Source organism: Dolichospermum compactum NIES-806, from assembly GCF_002368115.1.
GTDB classification, from domain to species: Bacteria; Cyanobacteriota; Cyanobacteriia; order Cyanobacteriales; family Nostocaceae; genus Dolichospermum; species Dolichospermum compactum.
On record NZ_AP018316.1, the window covers coordinates 2,809,971 to 2,829,561 of the forward strand.

At 38.9% G+C, this 19,591-nt stretch carries 12 protein-coding genes, 1 tRNA gene and 1 pseudogene; 8 read left to right on the forward strand and 6 right to left on the reverse strand.

Annotated elements, in window-relative coordinates:
• Window positions 1–10 precede the first annotated feature (10 nt).
• The gene (mfd, locus tag CA730_RS13315; RefSeq protein ID WP_096667950.1) at window positions 11–3,541 is read right to left on the reverse strand and encodes a transcription-repair coupling factor; all 3,531 of its coding nucleotides are present in this window, start codon (window positions 3,539–3,541) and stop codon (window positions 11–13) included.
• 339 nt (window positions 3,542–3,880) lie between these two features.
• On the opposite strand from mfd, the gene CA730_RS13320 reads away from it, so the two are divergent.
• On the forward strand, window positions 3,881–4,078 hold the full coding sequence (locus CA730_RS13320; protein WP_330221299.1) for a helix-turn-helix transcriptional regulator: 198 nt from the start codon (window positions 3,881–3,883) through the stop codon (window positions 4,076–4,078).
• 3 nt (window positions 4,079–4,081) lie between these two features.
• Window positions 4,082–4,738 (forward strand): TdeIII family type II restriction endonuclease, encoded by a 657-nt coding sequence (locus tag CA730_RS13325; RefSeq protein WP_231939828.1) that lies wholly within the window; start codon window positions 4,082–4,084, stop codon window positions 4,736–4,738.
• 150 nt (window positions 4,739–4,888) lie between these two features.
• Here CA730_RS13325 and CA730_RS13330 read toward each other — a convergent pair.
• A pseudogene (locus CA730_RS13330) lies at window positions 4,889–6,265 on the reverse strand (DNA cytosine methyltransferase).
• A gap of 520 nt (window positions 6,266–6,785) precedes the next feature.
• On the opposite strand from CA730_RS13330, the gene CA730_RS13335 reads away from it, so the two are divergent.
• Both CA730_RS13335 and CA730_RS13340 read left to right on the forward strand, forming a co-directional pair.
• Window positions 6,786–8,093 carry a hemolysin family protein gene (locus CA730_RS13335; RefSeq protein ID WP_096667952.1) on the forward strand — a complete coding sequence of 436 codons (1,308 nt, stop codon included), beginning with the start codon at window positions 6,786–6,788 and terminating at the stop codon, window positions 8,091–8,093.
• Window positions 8,094–8,696: 603 nt separating this feature from the next.
• Complete coding sequence (locus CA730_RS13340; RefSeq protein WP_231939829.1) at window positions 8,697–9,422, forward strand: cyclase family protein; 726 nt, start codon at window positions 8,697–8,699, stop codon at window positions 9,420–9,422.
• A gap of 587 nt (window positions 9,423–10,009) precedes the next feature.
• On the opposite strand, the gene CA730_RS13345 is transcribed toward CA730_RS13340, so the two are convergent.
• Entirely contained in the window at window positions 10,010–10,204 is a 195-nt protein-coding gene (locus tag CA730_RS13345; RefSeq protein WP_015083627.1) for a hypothetical protein, read from the reverse strand.
• Window positions 10,205–11,042: 838 nt separating this feature from the next.
• Here CA730_RS13345 and CA730_RS13350 point away from each other — a divergent pair.
• Entirely contained in the window at window positions 11,043–12,176 is a 1,134-nt protein-coding gene (locus CA730_RS13350; protein WP_096667954.1) for an SGNH/GDSL hydrolase family protein, read from the forward strand.
• Between the two features lie 161 nt (window positions 12,177–12,337).
• Window positions 12,338–13,228 carry a hypothetical protein gene (locus CA730_RS13355; RefSeq protein WP_096667956.1) on the forward strand — a complete coding sequence of 297 codons (891 nt, stop codon included), beginning with the start codon at window positions 12,338–12,340 and terminating at the stop codon, window positions 13,226–13,228.
• Window positions 13,229–13,487: 259 nt separating this feature from the next.
• Here CA730_RS13355 and nadA read toward each other — a convergent pair whose 3' ends face one another.
• Window positions 13,488–14,453, reverse strand: a complete 966-nt coding sequence (gene nadA, locus CA730_RS13360; protein WP_096671521.1) for a quinolinate synthase NadA — start codon at window positions 14,451–14,453, stop codon at window positions 13,488–13,490.
• A gap of 481 nt (window positions 14,454–14,934) precedes the next feature.
• Here nadA and CA730_RS13365 point away from each other — a divergent pair, with 481 nt between their 5' ends.
• The gene (locus CA730_RS13365) at window positions 14,935–15,864 is read left to right on the forward strand and encodes a TIGR04168 family protein (protein WP_096667958.1); all 930 of its coding nucleotides are present in this window, start codon (window positions 14,935–14,937) and stop codon (window positions 15,862–15,864) included.
• Window positions 15,865–15,922: 58 nt separating this feature from the next.
• Window positions 15,923–16,007, forward strand: a tRNA-Ser gene (locus CA730_RS13370).
• A gap of 461 nt (window positions 16,008–16,468) precedes the next feature.
• Here CA730_RS13370 and CA730_RS13375 read toward each other — a convergent pair.
• Together CA730_RS13375 and cphA are read right to left on the reverse strand one after the other, a co-directional pair.
• Complete coding sequence (locus CA730_RS13375; protein WP_096667960.1) at window positions 16,469–16,672, reverse strand: hypothetical protein; 204 nt, start codon at window positions 16,670–16,672, stop codon at window positions 16,469–16,471.
• A 207-nt stretch (window positions 16,673–16,879) separates the two neighbouring features.
• Complete coding sequence (gene cphA, locus CA730_RS13380; RefSeq protein WP_096667962.1) at window positions 16,880–19,576, reverse strand: cyanophycin synthetase; 2,697 nt, start codon at window positions 19,574–19,576, stop codon at window positions 16,880–16,882.
• Window positions 19,577–19,591: the final 15 nt, after the last annotated feature.

Sequence of the window (19,591 nt, forward strand, 5' to 3'; positions counted from 1 at the left end):
GAAATTAAACTCAAGCAGTTTCAGAAATTGCCCCTTGCATTTTCATGAAGGTATCTATTAAAGTCTGCAATTGTTGGTCTGCTTTAAATACTCCTAAACCTCTTGCTGTTACCTTCCCTGGAGAATAAACAAACCTGGCTTTCATGGTGGGAGTGAGATTTTCGGCTAAGAGATTCCAAGCGGGTTCTTCCATTGGTGTTTCTAAAACAATGTGCTGTTTATTCTCTGGTTTAATGCGACTAAATCCCAGATTTTTGGCTAATTGTTTGAGTTCCATAACTCGCAATAATTGATTGGCTGGAACTGGTATAGTCCCATATCTATCTGTCCATTCAGCAGCAATTTGTTTGAGTTCATATTTTGATTTTACTGTGGCTACAGCCCGATAAGCACTCATTTTTTGATCAGGGTCAGGAATGTAGGTAGCAGGGATAAATGCGGTGAGATTCAGATCAATTTGAGTATCTTCAACTTTGGGTATTTCTTGACCTCTAATTTCTCGAATTGCTTCTTCTAACATTTCCATATACAAATCAAAGCCAATCACATCCATTTGACCAGATTGTTCTGCACCTAGCAAGTTTCCTACACCGCGAATTTCCATATCTCGCATTGCTAATTGATATCCAGAACCGAGTTGTGTAAATTCTTGAATTGCTCTTAATCGTTGTCTAGCGGCATCCGATAATTCTCGTTGTTTGGGGTAAAATAACCATGCGTGGGCTTGAATTCCTGCCCGTCCTACCCGACCCCGTAATTGATATAATTGAGATAAACCAAAACGGTGCGCGTCTTCAATTAATATGGTGTTAACTCGCGGAATATCTAAACCAGATTCAATAATTGTCGTACAAACTAAAATATCAGCGTCATTATTGCCGAAAGTCAGCATAGTTGATTCTAACTCGCTTTCGTCCATTTGACCATGGGCGATCGCAAATCTTCCGCCTGGAACCATTTCCCGCAATTTTGTAGTTGTTTCTTCAATTCCATCTACTCGCGGAACTACATAAAATACCTGTCCACCTCGATCTAGTTCTTGACGAATTGCACTTCTGACAATATCAGAATTTAAAGGTGCAAGATGGGTTTGAATGGGTCTTCTGGTGGGAGGTGGTGTGGTAATTAAACTCATTTCCCTAATTCCTGATAATGACATATATAAGGTTCTAGGAATGGGAGTTGCAGAAAGAGTGAGAACATCAACTTGCGTTTTGAGACTCTTTATTTTTTCCTTTTGATTAACTCCAAATCTTTGTTCTTCGTCAATTACTAAAAGTCCTAAATCTTTAAATTGCACACCTTTTCCTAATAATTGATGTGTCCCCACAACTATATCTAATTCTCCCGTCGCCAGCCGTTTTTGAATATTACGTTTTTCTTCTGTACTGCGAAACCGATTTAGTAAACCCACATTCACAGGATAGGGGGCAAAACGTTCTTTAATTGTATGATAATGTTGTTGAGTTAAAATTGTCGTCGGGGCTAAAAGTGCAACTTGCTTTCCTGCGGTGACAGCTTTAAAAATCGCCCGAATTGCCACTTCAGTTTTCCCAAAACCCACATCTCCACATACTAACCTATCCATCGGTCTTTCACTTTCCATATCCCGTTTCACATCTTGTACAGCTTTTAGCTGATCTGTGGTTGGTTGGTAAGGGAAAGAATCTTCCATTTCTTCTTGCCAAGGCATATCCTGGGGATAGGAAAAACCTTGTTGTTGAGAACGGGCAGCATACAATTTTAACAAATCTACTGCTAGTTTCTTAATGGCTTTACGGACTTTGTTTTTAGTATTTTCCCAAGCTTTGCCGGTCATTTTGTGTAATTCTGGGGCTTTATCTGCACTAGTGCGAAAACGAGATAAAGAACTAACTTGATCAGCCGCAACTCTTAACAAACCATCTGCATATTGCACAACTAAATAATCACGAGTTTCATCATTAATTGTTAAACTTTCTAATTTGTCAAATTTACCAATACCATGACTACGATGAACAACATAATCTCCTTGACGTAATTTATTAGGATCAACTTGTTTAGATGTGGCTTGACGACGTTTGCGAACATAACCAAAATTAGCTAAAGAATGTTGTCCATAAAATTCTCTATCGGTAACAATTACTAACCGAAAAGAAGGTAAAATAAACCCTTCTAATTCAGCCAAACCGGAATATTTAAGAGCAATGGGGATATGATTAATTTGTAGTTTATCAATGGCTTGGTAATCACGGGGATTGGGGATAAACTGGGCAGGACAATCATGTTCTTGTAGCAAAGAAACCGAACGGGAAGGTTGAGCCGAAATTATCCAAACTGCAAAATTGCGTTCTCTCTCATTTCTAATAGTTTCCCCTAACTTGGCAAATTGATGAGGTGTGACAGGTAAAGGCCTACTTGCTAAATTTAGTCCACTATTTTCTTCCGATAATTCTGATAAATATAACTTTCTAAAATTCCCAATTTCCCCTATACACTCATGAAAATTACGATGAATTTTCGGTAATCCAACCGACAACTGACCACTGACTCCTTCGGAGTTCGTCAGTCCCTCATGGGGGAAACCCCCAAGACGGCGCTGACTCACCACTGACCACTGACTATTAGCATTTTCCACCCAGCGATCGCTATGAGCATAACATTGTTCTGGTTCATCAATGGCCACAAGGGTATTTTCTGCTAAATAATCCAGCAATGAAGCCGGTTTTGCAAAAGCCAACCCCAAAAACCGCCGACTTCCTTCTAATGTTCCTAACTCTTGTAGAGACGTTTCATGAAACGTCTCTACATTTTCTGTAAGTGCTGTGTTGATAATCGGTGCAAAACTTGTAGGGGTGAGGGTAACTTTTTCCACCTTATCCAAGGCAGAACGCTGGGTAGCCGGGTCAAATTCCCGAATTTGTTCAATTTCGTCCCCGAACCATTCCAAGCGCACAGGCAACTCTGAGGACACGGGAAACACATCCACAATATCTCCCCGTCTACTCCATTGTCCTTCAGTTTCCACCAGGGGAACTCGTTCATATCCCAAAATCGTGATTTTTTCCCCAAACCCGTCTAAATCAAATTCCATCCCTTTTTCCAAGGTGACACAAAATGATTTAAACGCCTCCGGTGGTGGCAAATGCGGCTGCAACGCCCCCACAGTAGCAATTATGGCAGTTCTTTGTTTTGGCAACTGACGACTGACGACTGACGACGGACCATTGACCAAATCAGCTAACACCTGCATTTGACCCCAACTCAACTCATTTTCAGGGTCAAAGGGTTCATAGGGAGAAGCTTCGGAAGTGGGGTAAAAGTGGACAGTTTTCCATCCCATTGCTTCCATTTGGGCAAAAACCCGCCCAGCTTCCTCTAGAGTGGCACAGACCACACATAAATCCTGATCTTCATAACTTGCTAATGCTGAAGCTATCAGTCCTTTGGGTAGCCGAGAAATCCCATTTAACCGCAATTCCTGCTGTTTGTTGAGTTTAGTAATGAGTTCTGCGGTAAGAGGCGATCGCGCCAAAGCACGCACAATAGAAGAAAAGGCCATAAATTATATGCTTAACAGAAGTTGGGAATCGGGCGTAAAACTCTCGTAATAGTAAGAGTTTCATCATCAATTGATGCACTAACTACCCTGTCCACTGCGTTATCTATACTATCTTAACAATTGTCAACTAACTACGGCAGATTTGGTATTCAGGATATCTAGCAGTAAATTCAAGGGTGTTACAAGTTTACACTAGTATCGTTATGTAAATCTCATCTATGTTAACTATAAACTACAAAATGTCAGGTATAATCTGTAGACTTAATATCTTTGATTAACTGATTATACAATATGGAAGCGAATAATGAAGTAAATATACGGTAGATTTTTGGTCGTGCTATAAGAAAGCGAAGAAGAGAACTAGATTTATCTCAAGAAGAACTTGCAGAAAAAGCAGAACTTCATCGCACTTATATTTCAAGTATTGAATCAGGAAAATGTAATATTTCCCTAGACAATATAGAAAAATTAGCCAAATCCCTAAATATATCCATATCTGATTTGTTTGTAACCTGCAATAACATATCAGAAAATTGAGTTATGGATGAGCATATTAAACAGATAATTAAAGAAAATCTTAGAAATTCAATTAGAAGATTTTTTAAAAAGTCAAAAAAAATAAAATATCAAGTATTAGATGATATTTTTCCTAATGAAAGACGAATACGATCTCTCGTAGGTGGACTAGAAACAAGTTTAGGAACAACTTTTTGGGAACCGATAGCTAAAACATTAGCTGAGATAAATGGATTTAAAATCATCCCAGAGAAAATCTTAGTACCAAATCCATTTCCTCAAGTTTTGCAGAAAGAATTAGATAAATTAGTTCATGAGCGCGAAAATAAACCTAATCAATGTATAATTCCAACGGAAGAATGTATAAAGAGACTAAAAAATACTGCTTTAAAAACTAATCCTCAAGATATCATTCAATATATATATCCTCCAAAAGGAACTGGGGTTGATATTCATTTATTTAAGGACGGAGTTAATTATCTATTTGACATTAAAACTACACAACCAAATCTGGGTGATTTTAAGAAATTTAATAAGCAAATGCTTGAATGGTTTGCTTACAGTCTTGCTAAAAATCCTGATGCTAATTTAGAAGCTCGTATTGCTATTCCTTTTAACCCTTTTCCAAAACCTTGGTATGAAGAACAAAAAAGTAAGTTATCTTATCTAGTTCTCCTTTAGATATTACTCAAGATATATGGGTAGAAAATGAGTTTTGGGATTTTTGTTCTGGAACTGAAAATACATTTGAAGCATTAAAATCACTTTTTATTGAACTAGGACAAGAAGATTTTGCAGGAGAATTTTATGACATTTTTTATCCCAAATAGTTTAGATATCAATAATTTTAAGTAGTTCTTTAGTGACATACTCAACCACAGGTACAGGAACAGCATTACCAAATTGTTTTTTACCTACCTCATTTTTCGGGTGATATTCAAAATCTGTAGGAAAACCTTGCAATTTACAAGCGTGTTTTGCAGTGATTGGTATATATTTTTTAGGTTGATAAATTTTTTCTAGAAAAAGATTTTTATAATCTTCTGGATGATTTGCATGAATAGATACTGTTGCAATATAGTCTTTTGCACCAGTAGCTGTTAAAGTTGGAAAAATATCAGCAGTAGGTAAAATGATGCGATAAATATCATTAATGCCGGTCATATTTTTAGAATTAACAAATTCATACTTGTTATCAGCAGTTAACCGGAATATTTGTTTTTTAACTAATTCATTTAATTCATTTATATCTATATCAGGTATTATCTCCTGAAAATTTTCTAATGATAAAGGATTACCATCTTTCTCCCCATATTTTTTACTTCTTCTATATTTGAGAAGAGTTAAACAGATTATTTTTTCTCTATCACTCGTTTTTATAATATCCCAAGAGTGAATTGTTGTATGTCCATTTCGTAAATCTGAGAAAATAAAAAAATCATTTAATTCATCATCTTTTTGAAATCGGGTTCTTGATGTTGGAATCGCACCTTTAAATAAAGTATCTGCATCCAATTTAACTTTTTCAACACATTTGATATTTTTAAGTTCATCTAAAATATCTAAAACTTTAGGATGAATATTTAAAGGATGAGGGAAATTATATTCTTGATATTTCTCTAAATCATTTCTAATTCCTACAATAAAAACTCTATCTCTATTTTGCGGTAAACCAAAATCATAAGCGTTTAAAACTTTCCATTTCACACAATACCCTATATGTGTCAATTCATTTAAAATTAGTTCTAAATTATCACGGTTTTTAGGATTTGCTAATCCACTTACATTTTAAAATATAAAAGCCTTCGGTTGACTTTGATTAACTAAACGAATTACATCAAACCATAATTTACCTCTAGGATCTTTAAAACCTCTTAAACAACCTGCAACTGACCAGGGTTGACAAGGTACACCACCAACTATTATGTCAATATTAATAGGTAGTTGATTGATTTTTGTAATATCTCCTAATTCAATCTCATTTTTATTTAAATAATTAATAAAATTTTGTTGATACACTTTACTAGCTTGTTTATCTATTTCAGAATAACCCAAACATTGACCACCTAATTTTTCTAAAGCAATTCTAAATCCACCGATACCTGCAAACAAGTCAATAAAAGTAAATTTATTTGGATAAATTACTAATTGCAAAGGTAATTCTATTTGTTTTGATATTGTAGAAAATAAAGATTTCATTTCTCTCATTGAATAGTAAATAATATTAACTAAATATTAAACCATATTTTTAGTAAATTGGGCAATTATCAATAGCCAGACTGAAAATACTACAGTACCTAACGCGACGAATTGGGACAGGTTTCATCCGGGTTTTTCAACTTACTTCCTTTAATTATTGTAACTAAGCGTTATTAAAAGTGCTTTATTAATTAAAACACTTGCTAGTGACAAATTGTGCCAAAGCACGCACAATAGAAGAAAAGGCCATAAGTTTTACGCTAAAAAAAGGAAGTCGCTGCTGATGTGAAAATCTCGAAGTATTTCCTGTTAACCATTTTAAAAGTGTTAACCCCTCTCTTGACGATAAATAGGAAAGAATCAAACCCAACTACTCATAGACCGAAAAATATAACTATGACTTTGTGTATAGTCAAAGTATTTAGAGAATTACCTAAAATACTGGATACTAAGATCAGTCTGATTGAATAAACACTGGGCAACTTCTGATCACCGTATACTTCTATTCTTTATACCAGCAATTTTAAAAATGTCTTCCTTCACGTTTGAAATTTTAACGATTTTAGTGCTAATTTTCGCCAACGGTGTATTTTCCATGTCGGAAATGGCCGTAGTTTCAGCCCGGAAAGTCAGACTACAGCAGTTAGCCAATCAAGGAGATGTCAACGCCAAGGCTGCATTAAAACTCGCAGAATCTCCCAATCATTTTCTCTCTATCGTCCAGGTAGGGATTACACTGATCAATATTCTGAATGGTGTCTTTGGTGGTGCGACCATTGCCAAAAGATTAGAAGATTATATCAAGCTAATTCCCATTTTAGCTAATTATAGTAATGCGATCGCCTTTGGCATCGTAGTCTTACTCATCACCTATTTTTCCCTCATTGTTGGTGAACTCGTCCCCAAACGTCTGGCTTTAAATAACCCCGAAAAAATCGCTGCTTCAGTAGCCATACCCATGCGGGCTTTAGCAAAAATAGCCTCACCCATAGTTTATCTTTTGAGTGCATCTACAGATTTAGTCTTGCGAATATTAGGAATCACACCCTCTGCTGAACCACAAGTCACAGAAGAAGAAATCAAAATTCTCATCGAACAAGGAACAGAAGCGGGAACATTTGAAGAAGCAGAACAGGACATGGTAGAGAGAGTTTTCCGGTTAGGCGATCGCCCCGTCACCTCCTTTATGACACCCCGACCTGATATAGTTTGGTTAGACTTGGAAGACCCCCCCGAAGAAAACCGCCTGAAAATGGCAGAAAGCGGTTATTCTCGCTATCCCATTTGTCAAGAAGGATTAGATAACGTCCTGGGAATTATTCCCGTCACCGACCTCCTAGCTAGAAGTTTACGCAACGAACCCTTAGACTTAACTCTAGGATTACGTCAACCCGTATTTGTCCCCGAAAGCACACGCGGTTTAAAAGTTTTAGAATTATTCAAACAAACCGTCACACACATGGCTTTAGTCGTAGATGAATATGGCGTAATTCAAGGCTTAGTCACCCTCAATGACATCATGAGTGAAATCGTCGGTGATGTTCCCACAGAACCAGGACAAGAAGAACCCCAAGCCGTACAACGGGAAGATGGTTCTTGGTTAGTAGATGGAATGTTAGGAATAGAAGAATTTTTAGAACTATTTGATCTTGAAGAATTAGAACATGAAGAAAGAGGAAATTATCAAACATTAGGCGGTTTTGTCATCACCCATTTAGGACGGATTCCCGCAGCCGCAGATCATTTTGAATGGGATGGTATGCGGTTTGAAGTCATGGATATGGACGGAAATCGGGTTGATAAAGTCCTAGTTGTACCCAAGGTCATAGGTAATTGAAGTCAGTCGGTAGGGGTGCAGGGCCTGCGCCCCGTCAGGAGTTCAGGAGGAAGAATTAGAACGGTTACAGAAGTCTGGTTGGTCATCATTCTCATTCTAAAATTCATGTAAAATTAACTCTTCCTTATATAAAGCTTAACTTTTTTACTGTTCACTAGGTTTAAATTCACTTTTTGCTGCAACATTAAAAATCCCCCCCATTACCTTCAAGTGAAAAGGTTTGGGGGATTATTTTAGGGCTTACACATTGACAAAGTTTCCTAAATATGCAATGTGGATTTTATCTCTTGTAGGGTGCGTCAGACCCAACAATTTGGTAGAAAACAGATTTCCTTTATCTGACGCACCCTACTTTTATAAGTTATTCCCAAAGCTGAAAATGACGCAATTTCTTTCATTCATTATGATGGTAAGTAGGTGAACAGAAAAATTTAAAGGTATGTGAAGAAAAGTAAAATCACTCAAAACTCTCTTCCTGTTCCCAGTTAAGAGTTCCCTGTTCCCTTGCCCCAACGACAATTTTTAACGCCCACCTACTTAATTTAGTGAGCGTGCATAAGTCCTATATTTGTTAAAATGTCTTAAACTTATAAAAAAATCCCTTTGATCAGCAAAAATTTCCAACCATTAAGTAATATTAGTTACTCTCGCGTCATCCATCTTAGCCATCTCATTGATCAAGATATACCAAAATGGACAGGTGATCCTTCCGTAGAATTTACCAGTGTTGCAGAAATTCCAGATGATGGTTATTACTTACGCCGCTTTTCCTTGGGAGAACATAGCGGGACTCATATTAATGGTCCCAATAGTTTTTATGCAAACGGTGCAAGTATTGACCAGTATCCAGCATCATCCCTAATATTACCAGCTATAGTTATCAATATTTGTGAGCAGGCATCAATAAATCCTGATTATGTCTTGACTATTAGTGATATCCAAACTTGGGAAACTGAATTTGGAGAAATTCCCACAGGGAGCTTAGTGATATTATATACTGGTTGGCAAGAAAAATGGTTAAATCACCAGGCATTTTTTAATCAAGATAAAGACGGAAAAATGCACTTTCCTGGTTTTAGTTATGATGCAACTGAGTTTTTAATTGCACATCGGAAAATTACTGGAGTAGGTATTGATACTCATGGTGTAGATTCTGGACAGGATACTAATTTTACTATTAACCGGTTGCTGTTGCAGGAATCGCTAATTGTTCTCGAAAACCTCACCAATTTAGATCAGTTACCACCGCATAGTATCACCTTAATCATTGGAATTCTCAGATTAAGAGGAGGTTCTGGTTCTCCCGCTGCAATCATGGCATTATTTTAAATTTTTTCTTTTCAACTATTCTCCTCAGACTCTGAAACTTTAGTTTCTTATCTGTTCCCTGTTCCCTGTTCCCTGTTCCCTATTCCCTTCTTTCAATTAAAAAATATTAAAGCCCCATCGCCAGAGTATGCAAAAATACTCGAAAATGGCTATGAGGCTAAAATATTTTACGAATTGGAAATGATATTTTTAATCAATTTCCCAATCATGGAGGCAATCTTGCCAATTTACTGGAAATCGCCGCTATCAAGTCTAATATTGACCATTTACACCGCTGTAAACAAGCAGAAATTAAACATCATTTAGCAAAGTTAATGAAACTTTCGCTGAGTTTTTTATTAAATTTTTGACGGACAAAAAGGATCTAGCTTCAGATCCCTTTTTTGCCTTTAACATAACGGACTTTATTGCTGTAAATTAGCAACACCGTTAGTTAAGTTTGGACTTAAATGAGAACTATTTAATGGCAACTAGCTAAGGTTCTAGTCAAAAGTAGAGACTTGATAAATCAAACTACCACTTTCGCTATTTTTTAGCTTGTGAACTGAAGGCTTGAGACTTTAAATTTTAGACTCCTGCCAGCAGCTTTAGATTTCACCATTAACCTGCATTTGATGAACTTGATCTGCCAATTCTTGACAATTTTGATCATCTAACTTATCAATTGCCAACATTCCCATGAGAATAACTTCTTTCAAAGTTAAGCGAGTTGAATGTGCCTGTTTTTGCACAATCTCCTTAATGATGGGAGATACACCGATTGCTGTACTAGCTCTAGCCACGTTATAAAAAGAAACATTATTGACATCGGATAAATCTTAGCACTTTTCGCTAAGTTATTCTACATCCCCGGAACTGATCTACTTTAGTTTCGATAAATCTTTGTATGTCTAATCCAGACTATAAATAGCAAACAGACTCAATAATTCTGCAAATCTAACTTTTTAACGACGGACATAACTCTTCTGTAGCAAGCATTTTAACGATTTACTTACTCTGTTACACCCAGTCACGTCACTAAAATTACACAATATAATGACGGATACTGCACTAGTATTAATTACTAGGATTCTTTTGTAAGTAGGTGTAAATAAACGTAGCTATTTTAGAAAGAAAAAACTACATTTAAACCTTATAAATTAGACTTTCTGGCGTTTTATTGCTATTTTTTTATCCACAAAAATTGATACCTATATAATTATTTATTAATTTTTCTTACAACTCACATCATAAACAATTGATTATTGTCATCTACCAAAAGTATGAGACCAAATAAGATTTTGAAAAATACTGGTAACAGCGAGATACTCAAAAAGCTATAAAGCTTATACAGCAAAGCTTCTAATATGGAAAATCCCAAAATTTACTGTTGATTAATCCTGACGGGAGGATATTTGTTATGATTTAATGGATTGAATAGCATTGAATTAATTAATAATATTGAATATTGTAAACTAGCACAATAAATCCAGTCTAAGTTAAAACCTATAGTTTTTTGATAGCAAAGCGCAAGGTTGCAAAATAGATGGGGTATAGACAGAAATCGAAATCTTCCTGAATTCACTTAGTTAACGCCGTCATAAGGAAAAGTAGTGAATACGCACAAGGAACAAAACAACGATGAGTGAACCTTATCTGTTGGCTGCAAGTTTATTAATAGGATTGGTAATACCAACATCAGCACCCCCCCAAATAACCAATCTTCCCAAAGATTCTCTATCTTTATTGGATTTAGCCGAGGGTTTCCAGGTTTACGAGGGCAAAAAAAATTCTCCACGTCAAATTGCTGTACCTGAATTTAGTAATCAAATTGAAAAGTCTTCACCAGCAAAGAAGAGTCTTGTCAAGACTGATAATTCATTACCAGAATTTAGTAGACAAACGCCGGCGACGGTTGAACAATCATCAGTAATCAGGAAAAACCTCCCCAGCTTAGAGATTCTATTATCAGAATTTAGACAGCATGGGTTATCAGTACCTGTGCAATCATCCTTTAACTTCAATTCCCCAACGACACCAACTACATCACCTATTTCTGGTAGTCAACTCTACCAGCAAAGATTAGCATCACTTGTATCTGGTCAAATTTATACGCGCACTGATAATGATGAAAATTTAGAATTGTCCGGGGAATCTAATAAGGCATATAAACTGACTTATCAAGACTGGAAAAGCTTATTAGCTATGGAAGCTAAAGCTATGGCCAAAGGTCAAGGTGCGAATCGGTTGAGTATTTTAGTAGGTGATTCTTTAAGTTTGTGGTTTCCCAAAGACAAACTACCTACGGGTAAATTATGGCTAAATCAAGGTATATCTGGAGACACTTCCGAGGGCGTTTCTAAAAGATTGTCGGCATTTTCTGGCACCAGACCAGATGTAATTTATGTAATGATTGGGATTAACGATTTACGTAAGGGTGCTACTGACAAGTCGATTTTGGTCAATTCCTCGCGGATTATTCATAGCTTACGTCAGAGTCATGCCAGCAGTCAGATTATTGTCCAATCTATTTTACCTGTGCGATCGCAGAAAATCCCTAATAGTCGAATTCGTCATATTAATGCCCAACTGGCTGTAATTGCCCAAAAGCAAGGGGCTAATTACCTCAATATTCACAATTGGTTTACGGATATTGATGGCAATTTGCGCCCCGAATTAACTACAGATGGATTACATTTATCATTAGCAGGATATCAAGTGTGGCAATTTGCACTTGAGCAAATAGAATATAGAGTTGCTAAAATTTACAATTGATATATGCAAATTGAATGTATATTAACGTAAGTTACTAGTTGAGAATAGGCAAGGGGCAAGAGTCAAAAGTAGTTTACCACTGACCACTAACCACTGACCACTAGTAACTTAAGTTATATTATTTCACAGGTCAGGGTGTGAGAGCTATCACTAAATATCAAATGGTAGATCGGATAAATGATATCGCTTGGCAAGCTCACCAGGGCAGCGTGGCGGCAATTATTCAAGTTTTGAATGAAAGGCTAGTTGTGTCTGGTGTCAGAACTAGAGCAGTTTTTGTTAATGGCATTTTACAACTCTTGTGTGAAGCGGCTACGGTAGAGCAACTGGAGCAATCTGTCTTAGTGCCAAAAATTCAAGAAATTTTGGACTCACTGACACCACGTCATATTCGCCGAGTTAATATTAGTAGTCGAATTGTTCGAGAAGAGCAATTACTATGGTTGGAGGAAATTAACCGCGATAATGATGGTCAATTACTGTGGTTACAGGAAATTACTGTATACCAACCAAATTTATTTAAGCGGTTAATTCCAGAGTTAACTGAAGTTTATACCAAATCAAGAAAGCCTATTTTAACAAAACCCCAATCTTTGCTAAAGAATCAAGATCAGGGCAAAATTTCTGTCAAAACTTTATTTCTATGGGTTGCTGGTTTATCTTCAGTAATGTTACTGGCTTGGTTACTAGATTTTCGGTTAGGTAATCCATTGAAGAAGCTGTTGCCATTAGTGGGTTCTCCTTCTTCTCAAACAGTCAACCAAAGACCGCCAGAATCATCGAATCGTTCTGTGAGCCAAAGTTTTTCGATTCCATCTGATGATCCGTTTGTGGCATCTGTGAGACTGGCGAACCAGGCAACTGTGACTGGTAAAACGGCTATAACTTCAACTCAGTGGTTGGAATTAGCTGCTACTTGGCAACGGGCTTCTGATTTAATGGGTCAGGTCGCACCTAGTCACAGCCGCTATCAGGAAGCACAGATTAGAACTAAGTTGTATAAAAAGTTTAGTGAGGCTGCCCAGAAAGAAGCTCAAAAGAGTAAATCTTAACAATGTCTGATAGCGAAGCGTGGCGTAAGCCATATCAGGATGTCCAGGATTTAAGGATGAACAGGATGTATTTTTTCTATTCTCGACTCCTTCTTCCTGACTCCTTGGGCGCAAGCCCTGCGCCCCTACCTCCTGACAGTTTTAGGGTGCGTCAGACTGAATAAATCCAGCAAATAAACAGATTATTGATATCTGGCGCACCTTCCTAATGTACCGCTTGCGTAAGTCCTGCTGGCTTCACTGTTTCAGCAAGCCCTATTTATTTGCTCATTTCTAACATTCTCTGCATGGGTCGCAGTGCGGCTATGCGGATTTCTTCTGGGAGGGTAATTTCTGGGGTGCGGTTTTTCATGGCTAGATAGAGTTTTTCTAGGGTGTTTAGCCGCATAAATGGACATTCGTTGCAGTTGCAATCACTTTGGGGGGGTGCGGGAATAAAGTGTTTGTCAGGTGCTAGCTTTTGCATCTGGTGAATGATTCCTGGCTCTGTAGCCACGATAAATTCTTGACTAGGGCTGGTTTGACAATAATTGAGTAAGGCGGCTGTAGAGCCAATATAACTGGCATGGCGGAGGACGCTGGTTTCACATTCGGGGTGAGCGATCGCTTCTGCATGAGGATGTGTAATTTTTAACTGGACTATTTTCTTTTCGGAAAAGGTTTCATGGACAATACAGCTACCTTGCCATAACAGCATTTCCCGTCCTGTTTGTTCCATTACATACCGTCCCAGGTTGCGATCTGGGGCGAAAATAATCGGTTGTTCCTGGGGTATTTGCTGGACAATTTTCACAGCGTTGGAACTGGTACAGATGATATCGCTCATGGCTTTGATTTGAGCCGAGCAGTTAATATAGGAAATTACCAAATGGTCTGGGTGTGCGTCTTTGAACTTGGCAAATTCTTGGGGAGGACAACTATCTGCTAAAGAACATCCTGCATTGATATCTGGTAATAAAACCAATTTATCAGGGTTGAGGATTTTGGCAGTTTCCGCCATGAAGTGAACACCGGCAAAGACAATGACATCGGCTTTGGTATTAGCTGCGGCTCTAGCTAATTGTAAGGAATCGCCAATGAAATCGGCAATATCTTGAATGTCAGGATCTTGATAGTAGTGGGCTAATATCACTGCATTCAGTTCTGTTTTGAGATCCGCAATGGCGGCAAATAAATCTAAGGGTAAAATGCCTGATTTTGGTTGAGTAAGTGTAGTTGTAAACACAATTAAAAACTGCTTTTTTGTACAATTAAGATTACCTTGTAAATTCAATTATAGTAGTTTTTACCAAAAAGAGTGAGGGATTGATTCTAGCAATTTATAAGGGAAATGCCGAAAACCCTTGAAGATGTAGCTTCCTAAGTCAGCTACATCTGTGCTTTAGACAAGGGATGAAGGCTAGAGGCAGGATTTATCCTGCATTGATTTTAATCCATATTCGTGATACAACTATATTGTCACTAAAGACGTAAAAAGCTACCGAGGGACTCTCGGAAAGTTACGCTTGTCAGATATGATTTCGCCCGCCAAGTCCAACGAAATCAGGGCAAGAACCCAAATATTTAAGGCAGTGCCTGAAACTGGGATAACTGAGGGATATAGACTGAAACTCTCTATAGAATCTCCGCGTCTTTAGACCGGAGAGTGTCAAGTCCAAATCCGGTGGAGTTTCATATCCTGGAGATATACGGCTTTTTAAAGTGGCATGACCAGTCAGAAAAATCAATCAAAACCTATCAAAATTGCTGTAATTGGCGATGTTCACGACCAATGGGAAGTAGAGGACGGCATAGCACTCCAGCATCTCAATGTTGACTTGGCGCTATTTGTCGGTGATTTCGGGAATGAGTCGGTGGAAGTGGTAAAAGCGATCGCTTCTCTGGATCTTCCCAAAGCGGCGGTAATGGGCAACCACGATGCCTGGTACTCGGCGACTGAATGGGGACGCAAAAAATGTCCTTATGACCGCACGAAGGAAGACTGGGTACAGGAACAGCTAGATTTATTAGGTTCTGCTCAAGTCGGTTATGGTAAGTTAGATTTCCCTCAGTGGAATTTAACTGTGGTGGGTGGTCGTCCTTTTACCTGGGGAGGACCCGAATGGCGATTTGCCCAAATGTGTCAAGAACGCTATGGTGTCTCTAGTTTGGAGGAATCCGCAGATAAAATTGTTAAGGTAGTAAAAAGTGTTACTTGTGATCATATTATTTTTCTCGGACACAATGGACCGAGCGGTTTAGGCGATCGCGCTGAGGACCCTTGTGGCAAAGATTGGCATCCTATCGGTGGTGATTTTGGTGATCCTGATTTAGCGGAAGCAATTTCTCAAAGTCTCAACCTCAAGAAAACTGTTTCCCTAGTCGCTTTTGGTCATATGCACCGCACACTTCGCCATACGAAGAAGCTGCAAAGAAAGGCTGTATTTAGAAGTCCAGAAGGGACTATTTACTTAAATGCTGCCACTGTCCCCCGGATTATTCAGCAAGACGGGATGAAGTTACGGAATTTTTCTCTGGTTTCTTTGGAGGATGGTTTGGTAAGAAAAGCTTCTCTAGTTTGGGTGGATCAGGATTACCACATCGCTACTGAAGAAGTTTTTTATAATTCTTCAGTTTCAGTAGTGCCAATTCTGTAATTATATGTTATGATGTTATTCGTCAGTTTTTGTGTTACACATTTCTGGCAAATAATCTGGAGAGGTGGCAGAGTGGTCGAATGCGTCCGACTTGAAATCGGATGAAGTGAAAGCTTCCGGGAGTTCGAATCTCCCCCTCTCCATTTTTTTATTTTTATCTCACGCAGAGCCGCAGAGTCACAGAGAAGAGCGCAGGTGTTTGATATAGAAATATTAAATCTGCTGTAAGGTAAGTTTCAGCTTTGCTATGATTCCAGATATAACCCACATTCCGCACTTCAAAATGTCACATATTTATACTTCAAAAAATGTTACCAAATTAGGATAGTTTTATTAAGTATTAATCCTGATTTGGCGTTGCTGAATTGAGGTATGAAATTCCCAAATTGAATCTTTAAAACTCAAACCTCAGTGCGTCTTTGCTACGGCAGTCGCTCATGGGGGAAACCCCCAAGACCGCGCTGCCTCGCCTTTGCGTGAGACTAAAATTCATACCCTTAATCAGCAACGCCCCTGATTTTTCCCGGTGGTAATGCGATAGCGAAGCGCTCCGTAGGAATCGCTATCTGACTATTATTAGCCCTATAATGGTAATCTTGGTGTATTACAAAATGAAGTGCGGAATGTGGGCTGGATATCTGTAAGGTTGATCATCAGGAATAGCACCACCAAACCGAATATGTATTCCTGGTAGCCATAAATAAAATCCAGGAATTAACAAATCCATGCTGTAAGCTATTTCCCTCACTGCTTCATTAGTGGAGTTATTATTTATCAACTTAAAATTGGTGTTTGTAATGTTTAACATAAGTTTTTCATCCCCAATTAGAAATTACTATAAGAGAAATTAGAAATTAGTTCCCATCCCTATTCTATTTTATAGGCAAAATACTAAATAATATGCCTGTGTTATTATTATCAATAAAGATTTTGGCTAAGTCTTACCTAATATTAATTAACCCCCAGACTTAAATTATGAATTAGTCTGAGGGCAATTTACAAACAAGAGATGCTCCTAAATCAGTGTATTAACAACAGAAGAAGGTGCTATCCCATTTTGGGAATCATTGTTAACTGATTGCTGAGGCTGAATTTCTTCCTGTACACCCCGCATCTTAATTAACTTAATCGCCCGGTTGACGCTTTCTGGCAAAACTACTACCAAACTACCATCGGTAGCCATATCTAAGGCTTTGTTAATAGCTGTGGTTTCATCCAAAATTGATTCAAAGCGGTAATTAGGCTTAACTTGGGTAATGCCTTCAACAATCAAATCTGAAGCTGAACCACGAGGTCTACCTCTAGTATCATCATCTTCTTTAACAATGATGTAGTCAAAGATATCTGCTGATAATCTACCTAGCGTAACAAAGTCTTCGTCACGGCGATCGCCAGGACCACCAATTACACCAATGCGCTGTCCCGTTGTCCAATTACGGACAAATGACCCCAAAGCCTCGTAACTAGCGGCATTGTGGGCATAATCTACCAAAGCATGGTATTTACCCAAATTAAACAAATTCATCCGGCCTGGGGTCTGACTGACAGAAGCCCGAAAGCCTCTTAAACCAGCGCGAATTTGCTCAATGGTGACATCCTGAACAAAAGCTGCCAAACTAGCGGCTAAAGCATTAGCAATCATAAATGGCGCTCTTGCACCCATTGTCAAGGGGATATTTTCTGCCCTTTCGATGCGGTGTGTCCAATCACCTTTGACAATGGACAGATAACCATGTTCATAGACTGCGGCTACTCCACCCTGTTGGATATGTTTCCGTACCAGATCCGAGTCTGGATTCATGGTAAAGTAAGCAATGTTCGCCTTAGTCTTTTCTGCCATAGCCGCAACCCGGTGATCATCCGCATTGAGTACCGCATAACCATCAGGGAAAACAGCTTCAGCAACTACGCTTTTGAGATGGGCTAATTGCTCAATGGTATCTATATCGCCGATGCCTAAATGGTCAGCGGACACATTTAATACGACACCTACATTAGCATTTTCAAAACCCAATCCAGAGCGGAGAATACCACCGCGAGCCGATTCCAATACGGCTACTTCTACGGTCGGATCTTGAAGGATAACATGGGCACTTTGCGGTCCTGTATTATCTCCCGATTCTACTAAGAAATCACCGATATAAGTACCATCTGTAGTGGTGTAGCCTACAACCTTACCAGTTTGCTTATAAATATGGGCTAACAGGCGAGTTGTGGTAGTTTTGCCATTCGTACCTGTAACTGAAAGTATAGGAATGCGGCTAGATTGTTCATTGGGGAACAGCATATCCATAACTGCGCCGGCGACATTGCGGGGGATGCCAATACTGGGGGCAACGTGCATTCGGAAACCAGGGGCAGCATTGACTTCAACAATTACACCGTCTAATTCTCTCAAGGGACGGCTAATATCTGAGGTTACGATATCTATACCAGCCACATCTAAGCCGATAATTCTGACTATCCGTTGTGCTAACCAGCGATTTTCGGGGTGAATTTCGTCTGTGCGATCTACAGCACTACCACCTGTACTTAAGTTGGCTGTAGCTCTTAAATAACAAATTGCTCCCTGGGGTGGTACACTGTTGATGGTGTACCCTTGTCTATCTAGGAGTTGGTAGCTTGTACGGTCTAGTTCAATTTTTGTCAAGACGTTATCATGACCTTCACCACGTTTAGGGTCAAGGTTGGTTTCTTCAATTAGTTCTATAATTGTAGATTTGCCATTACCCACGACATGGGCAGGAGTTCTCTCTGCTACAGCAACTACCTTGCCATTGACTACTAATACTCGATGATCCCGTCCCACATAATATCGCTCAACAATGATTGAGCGAGATACTTGTCGAGCCATTTCATAAGCTGCTTCTGCGTCTTCCCAGTTGCGGATATCAATGGTGATCCCTCGTCCATGATTGCCGTCTAAAGGTTTAATCACGATGGGATAACCGCCAACATATTCAATGGCTTCTTCTAAATCATCAAAGAAATTGATGACTGTACCTCTGGGGACTGGTACACCGTTGGCATCGAGAATCCGTTTAGTAGCTTCTTTATCACCAGCTAGTTCTACACCAAGAATGCCTGTGTTATTGGTCATTGTGGCTTGAATCCGTTTTTGGTGGATACCATAGCCCAATTGAATTAAGAATCTAGCTGGTAAAGGCATCCAAGGAATACCTTTTTTCTCCGCTTCTTTGATAATGGCTTCTGTGGACGGGCCTAGTGAAGCATCACGCCAAAAGTCTTTGAGGTCTTGAACGTCTTGCTCTAGTTCGGCTTTGGGATAACGTCCCCGGTCAATAATACTTTGACATAGCCTGACTGCTGCCCGGGCTGCATAGCGACCCGCTTCTTCATTTAGGTACTCAATCACTACCTGGTAAATGCCAGGTGTGACGGTTTCACGGGTGCGACCGAAACCTACGTGCATTCCCGCTAATTCCTGGAGTTCTAAGGCTACGTGTTCCACTATATGACCCATCATGGTGCCTTCTCGCACCCGCATTAGAAAACCACCACGACAGCCTGGGGAGCAGTAGTGACCCTCTAGACTTGGCAGTGCCTCTACTAATCCTTCATAAAAGCCAGGTATTTCATTTGAGGGGGTTTCGGCAATGTTGTCTAAGTCTAGGCGCATAACGATCAGTTTGTGCCGTCGAATGCTCCAGTAATTTGGGCCGCGTAAGGTCTGGATCTTGAGGATTCTCATGGGAATAGGTAGATG

Coding starts and splice junctions, on each gene's coding strand:
- mfd (WP_096667950.1), bottom strand. CDS start 3,541: ATGGCCTTTTCTTCTATTGTGCGTGCTTTGGCGCGATCGCCTCTTACC.
- CA730_RS13325 (WP_231939828.1), top strand. CDS start 4,082: ATGGATGAGCATATTAAACAGATAATTAAAGAAAATCTTAGAAATTCA.
- CA730_RS13335 (WP_096667952.1), top strand. CDS start 6,786: ATGTCTTCCTTCACGTTTGAAATTTTAACGATTTTAGTGCTAATTTTC.
- CA730_RS13350 (WP_096667954.1), top strand. CDS start 11,043: ATGAGTGAACCTTATCTGTTGGCTGCAAGTTTATTAATAGGATTGGTA.
- CA730_RS13355 (WP_096667956.1), top strand. CDS start 12,338: ATGGTAGATCGGATAAATGATATCGCTTGGCAAGCTCACCAGGGCAGC.
- CA730_RS13365 (WP_096667958.1), top strand. CDS start 14,935: ATGACCAGTCAGAAAAATCAATCAAAACCTATCAAAATTGCTGTAATT.
- CA730_RS13375 (WP_096667960.1), bottom strand. CDS start 16,672: ATGTTAAACATTACAAACACCAATTTTAAGTTGATAAATAATAACTCC.
- cphA (WP_096667962.1), bottom strand. CDS start 19,576: ATGAGAATCCTCAAGATCCAGACCTTACGCGGCCCAAATTACTGGAGC.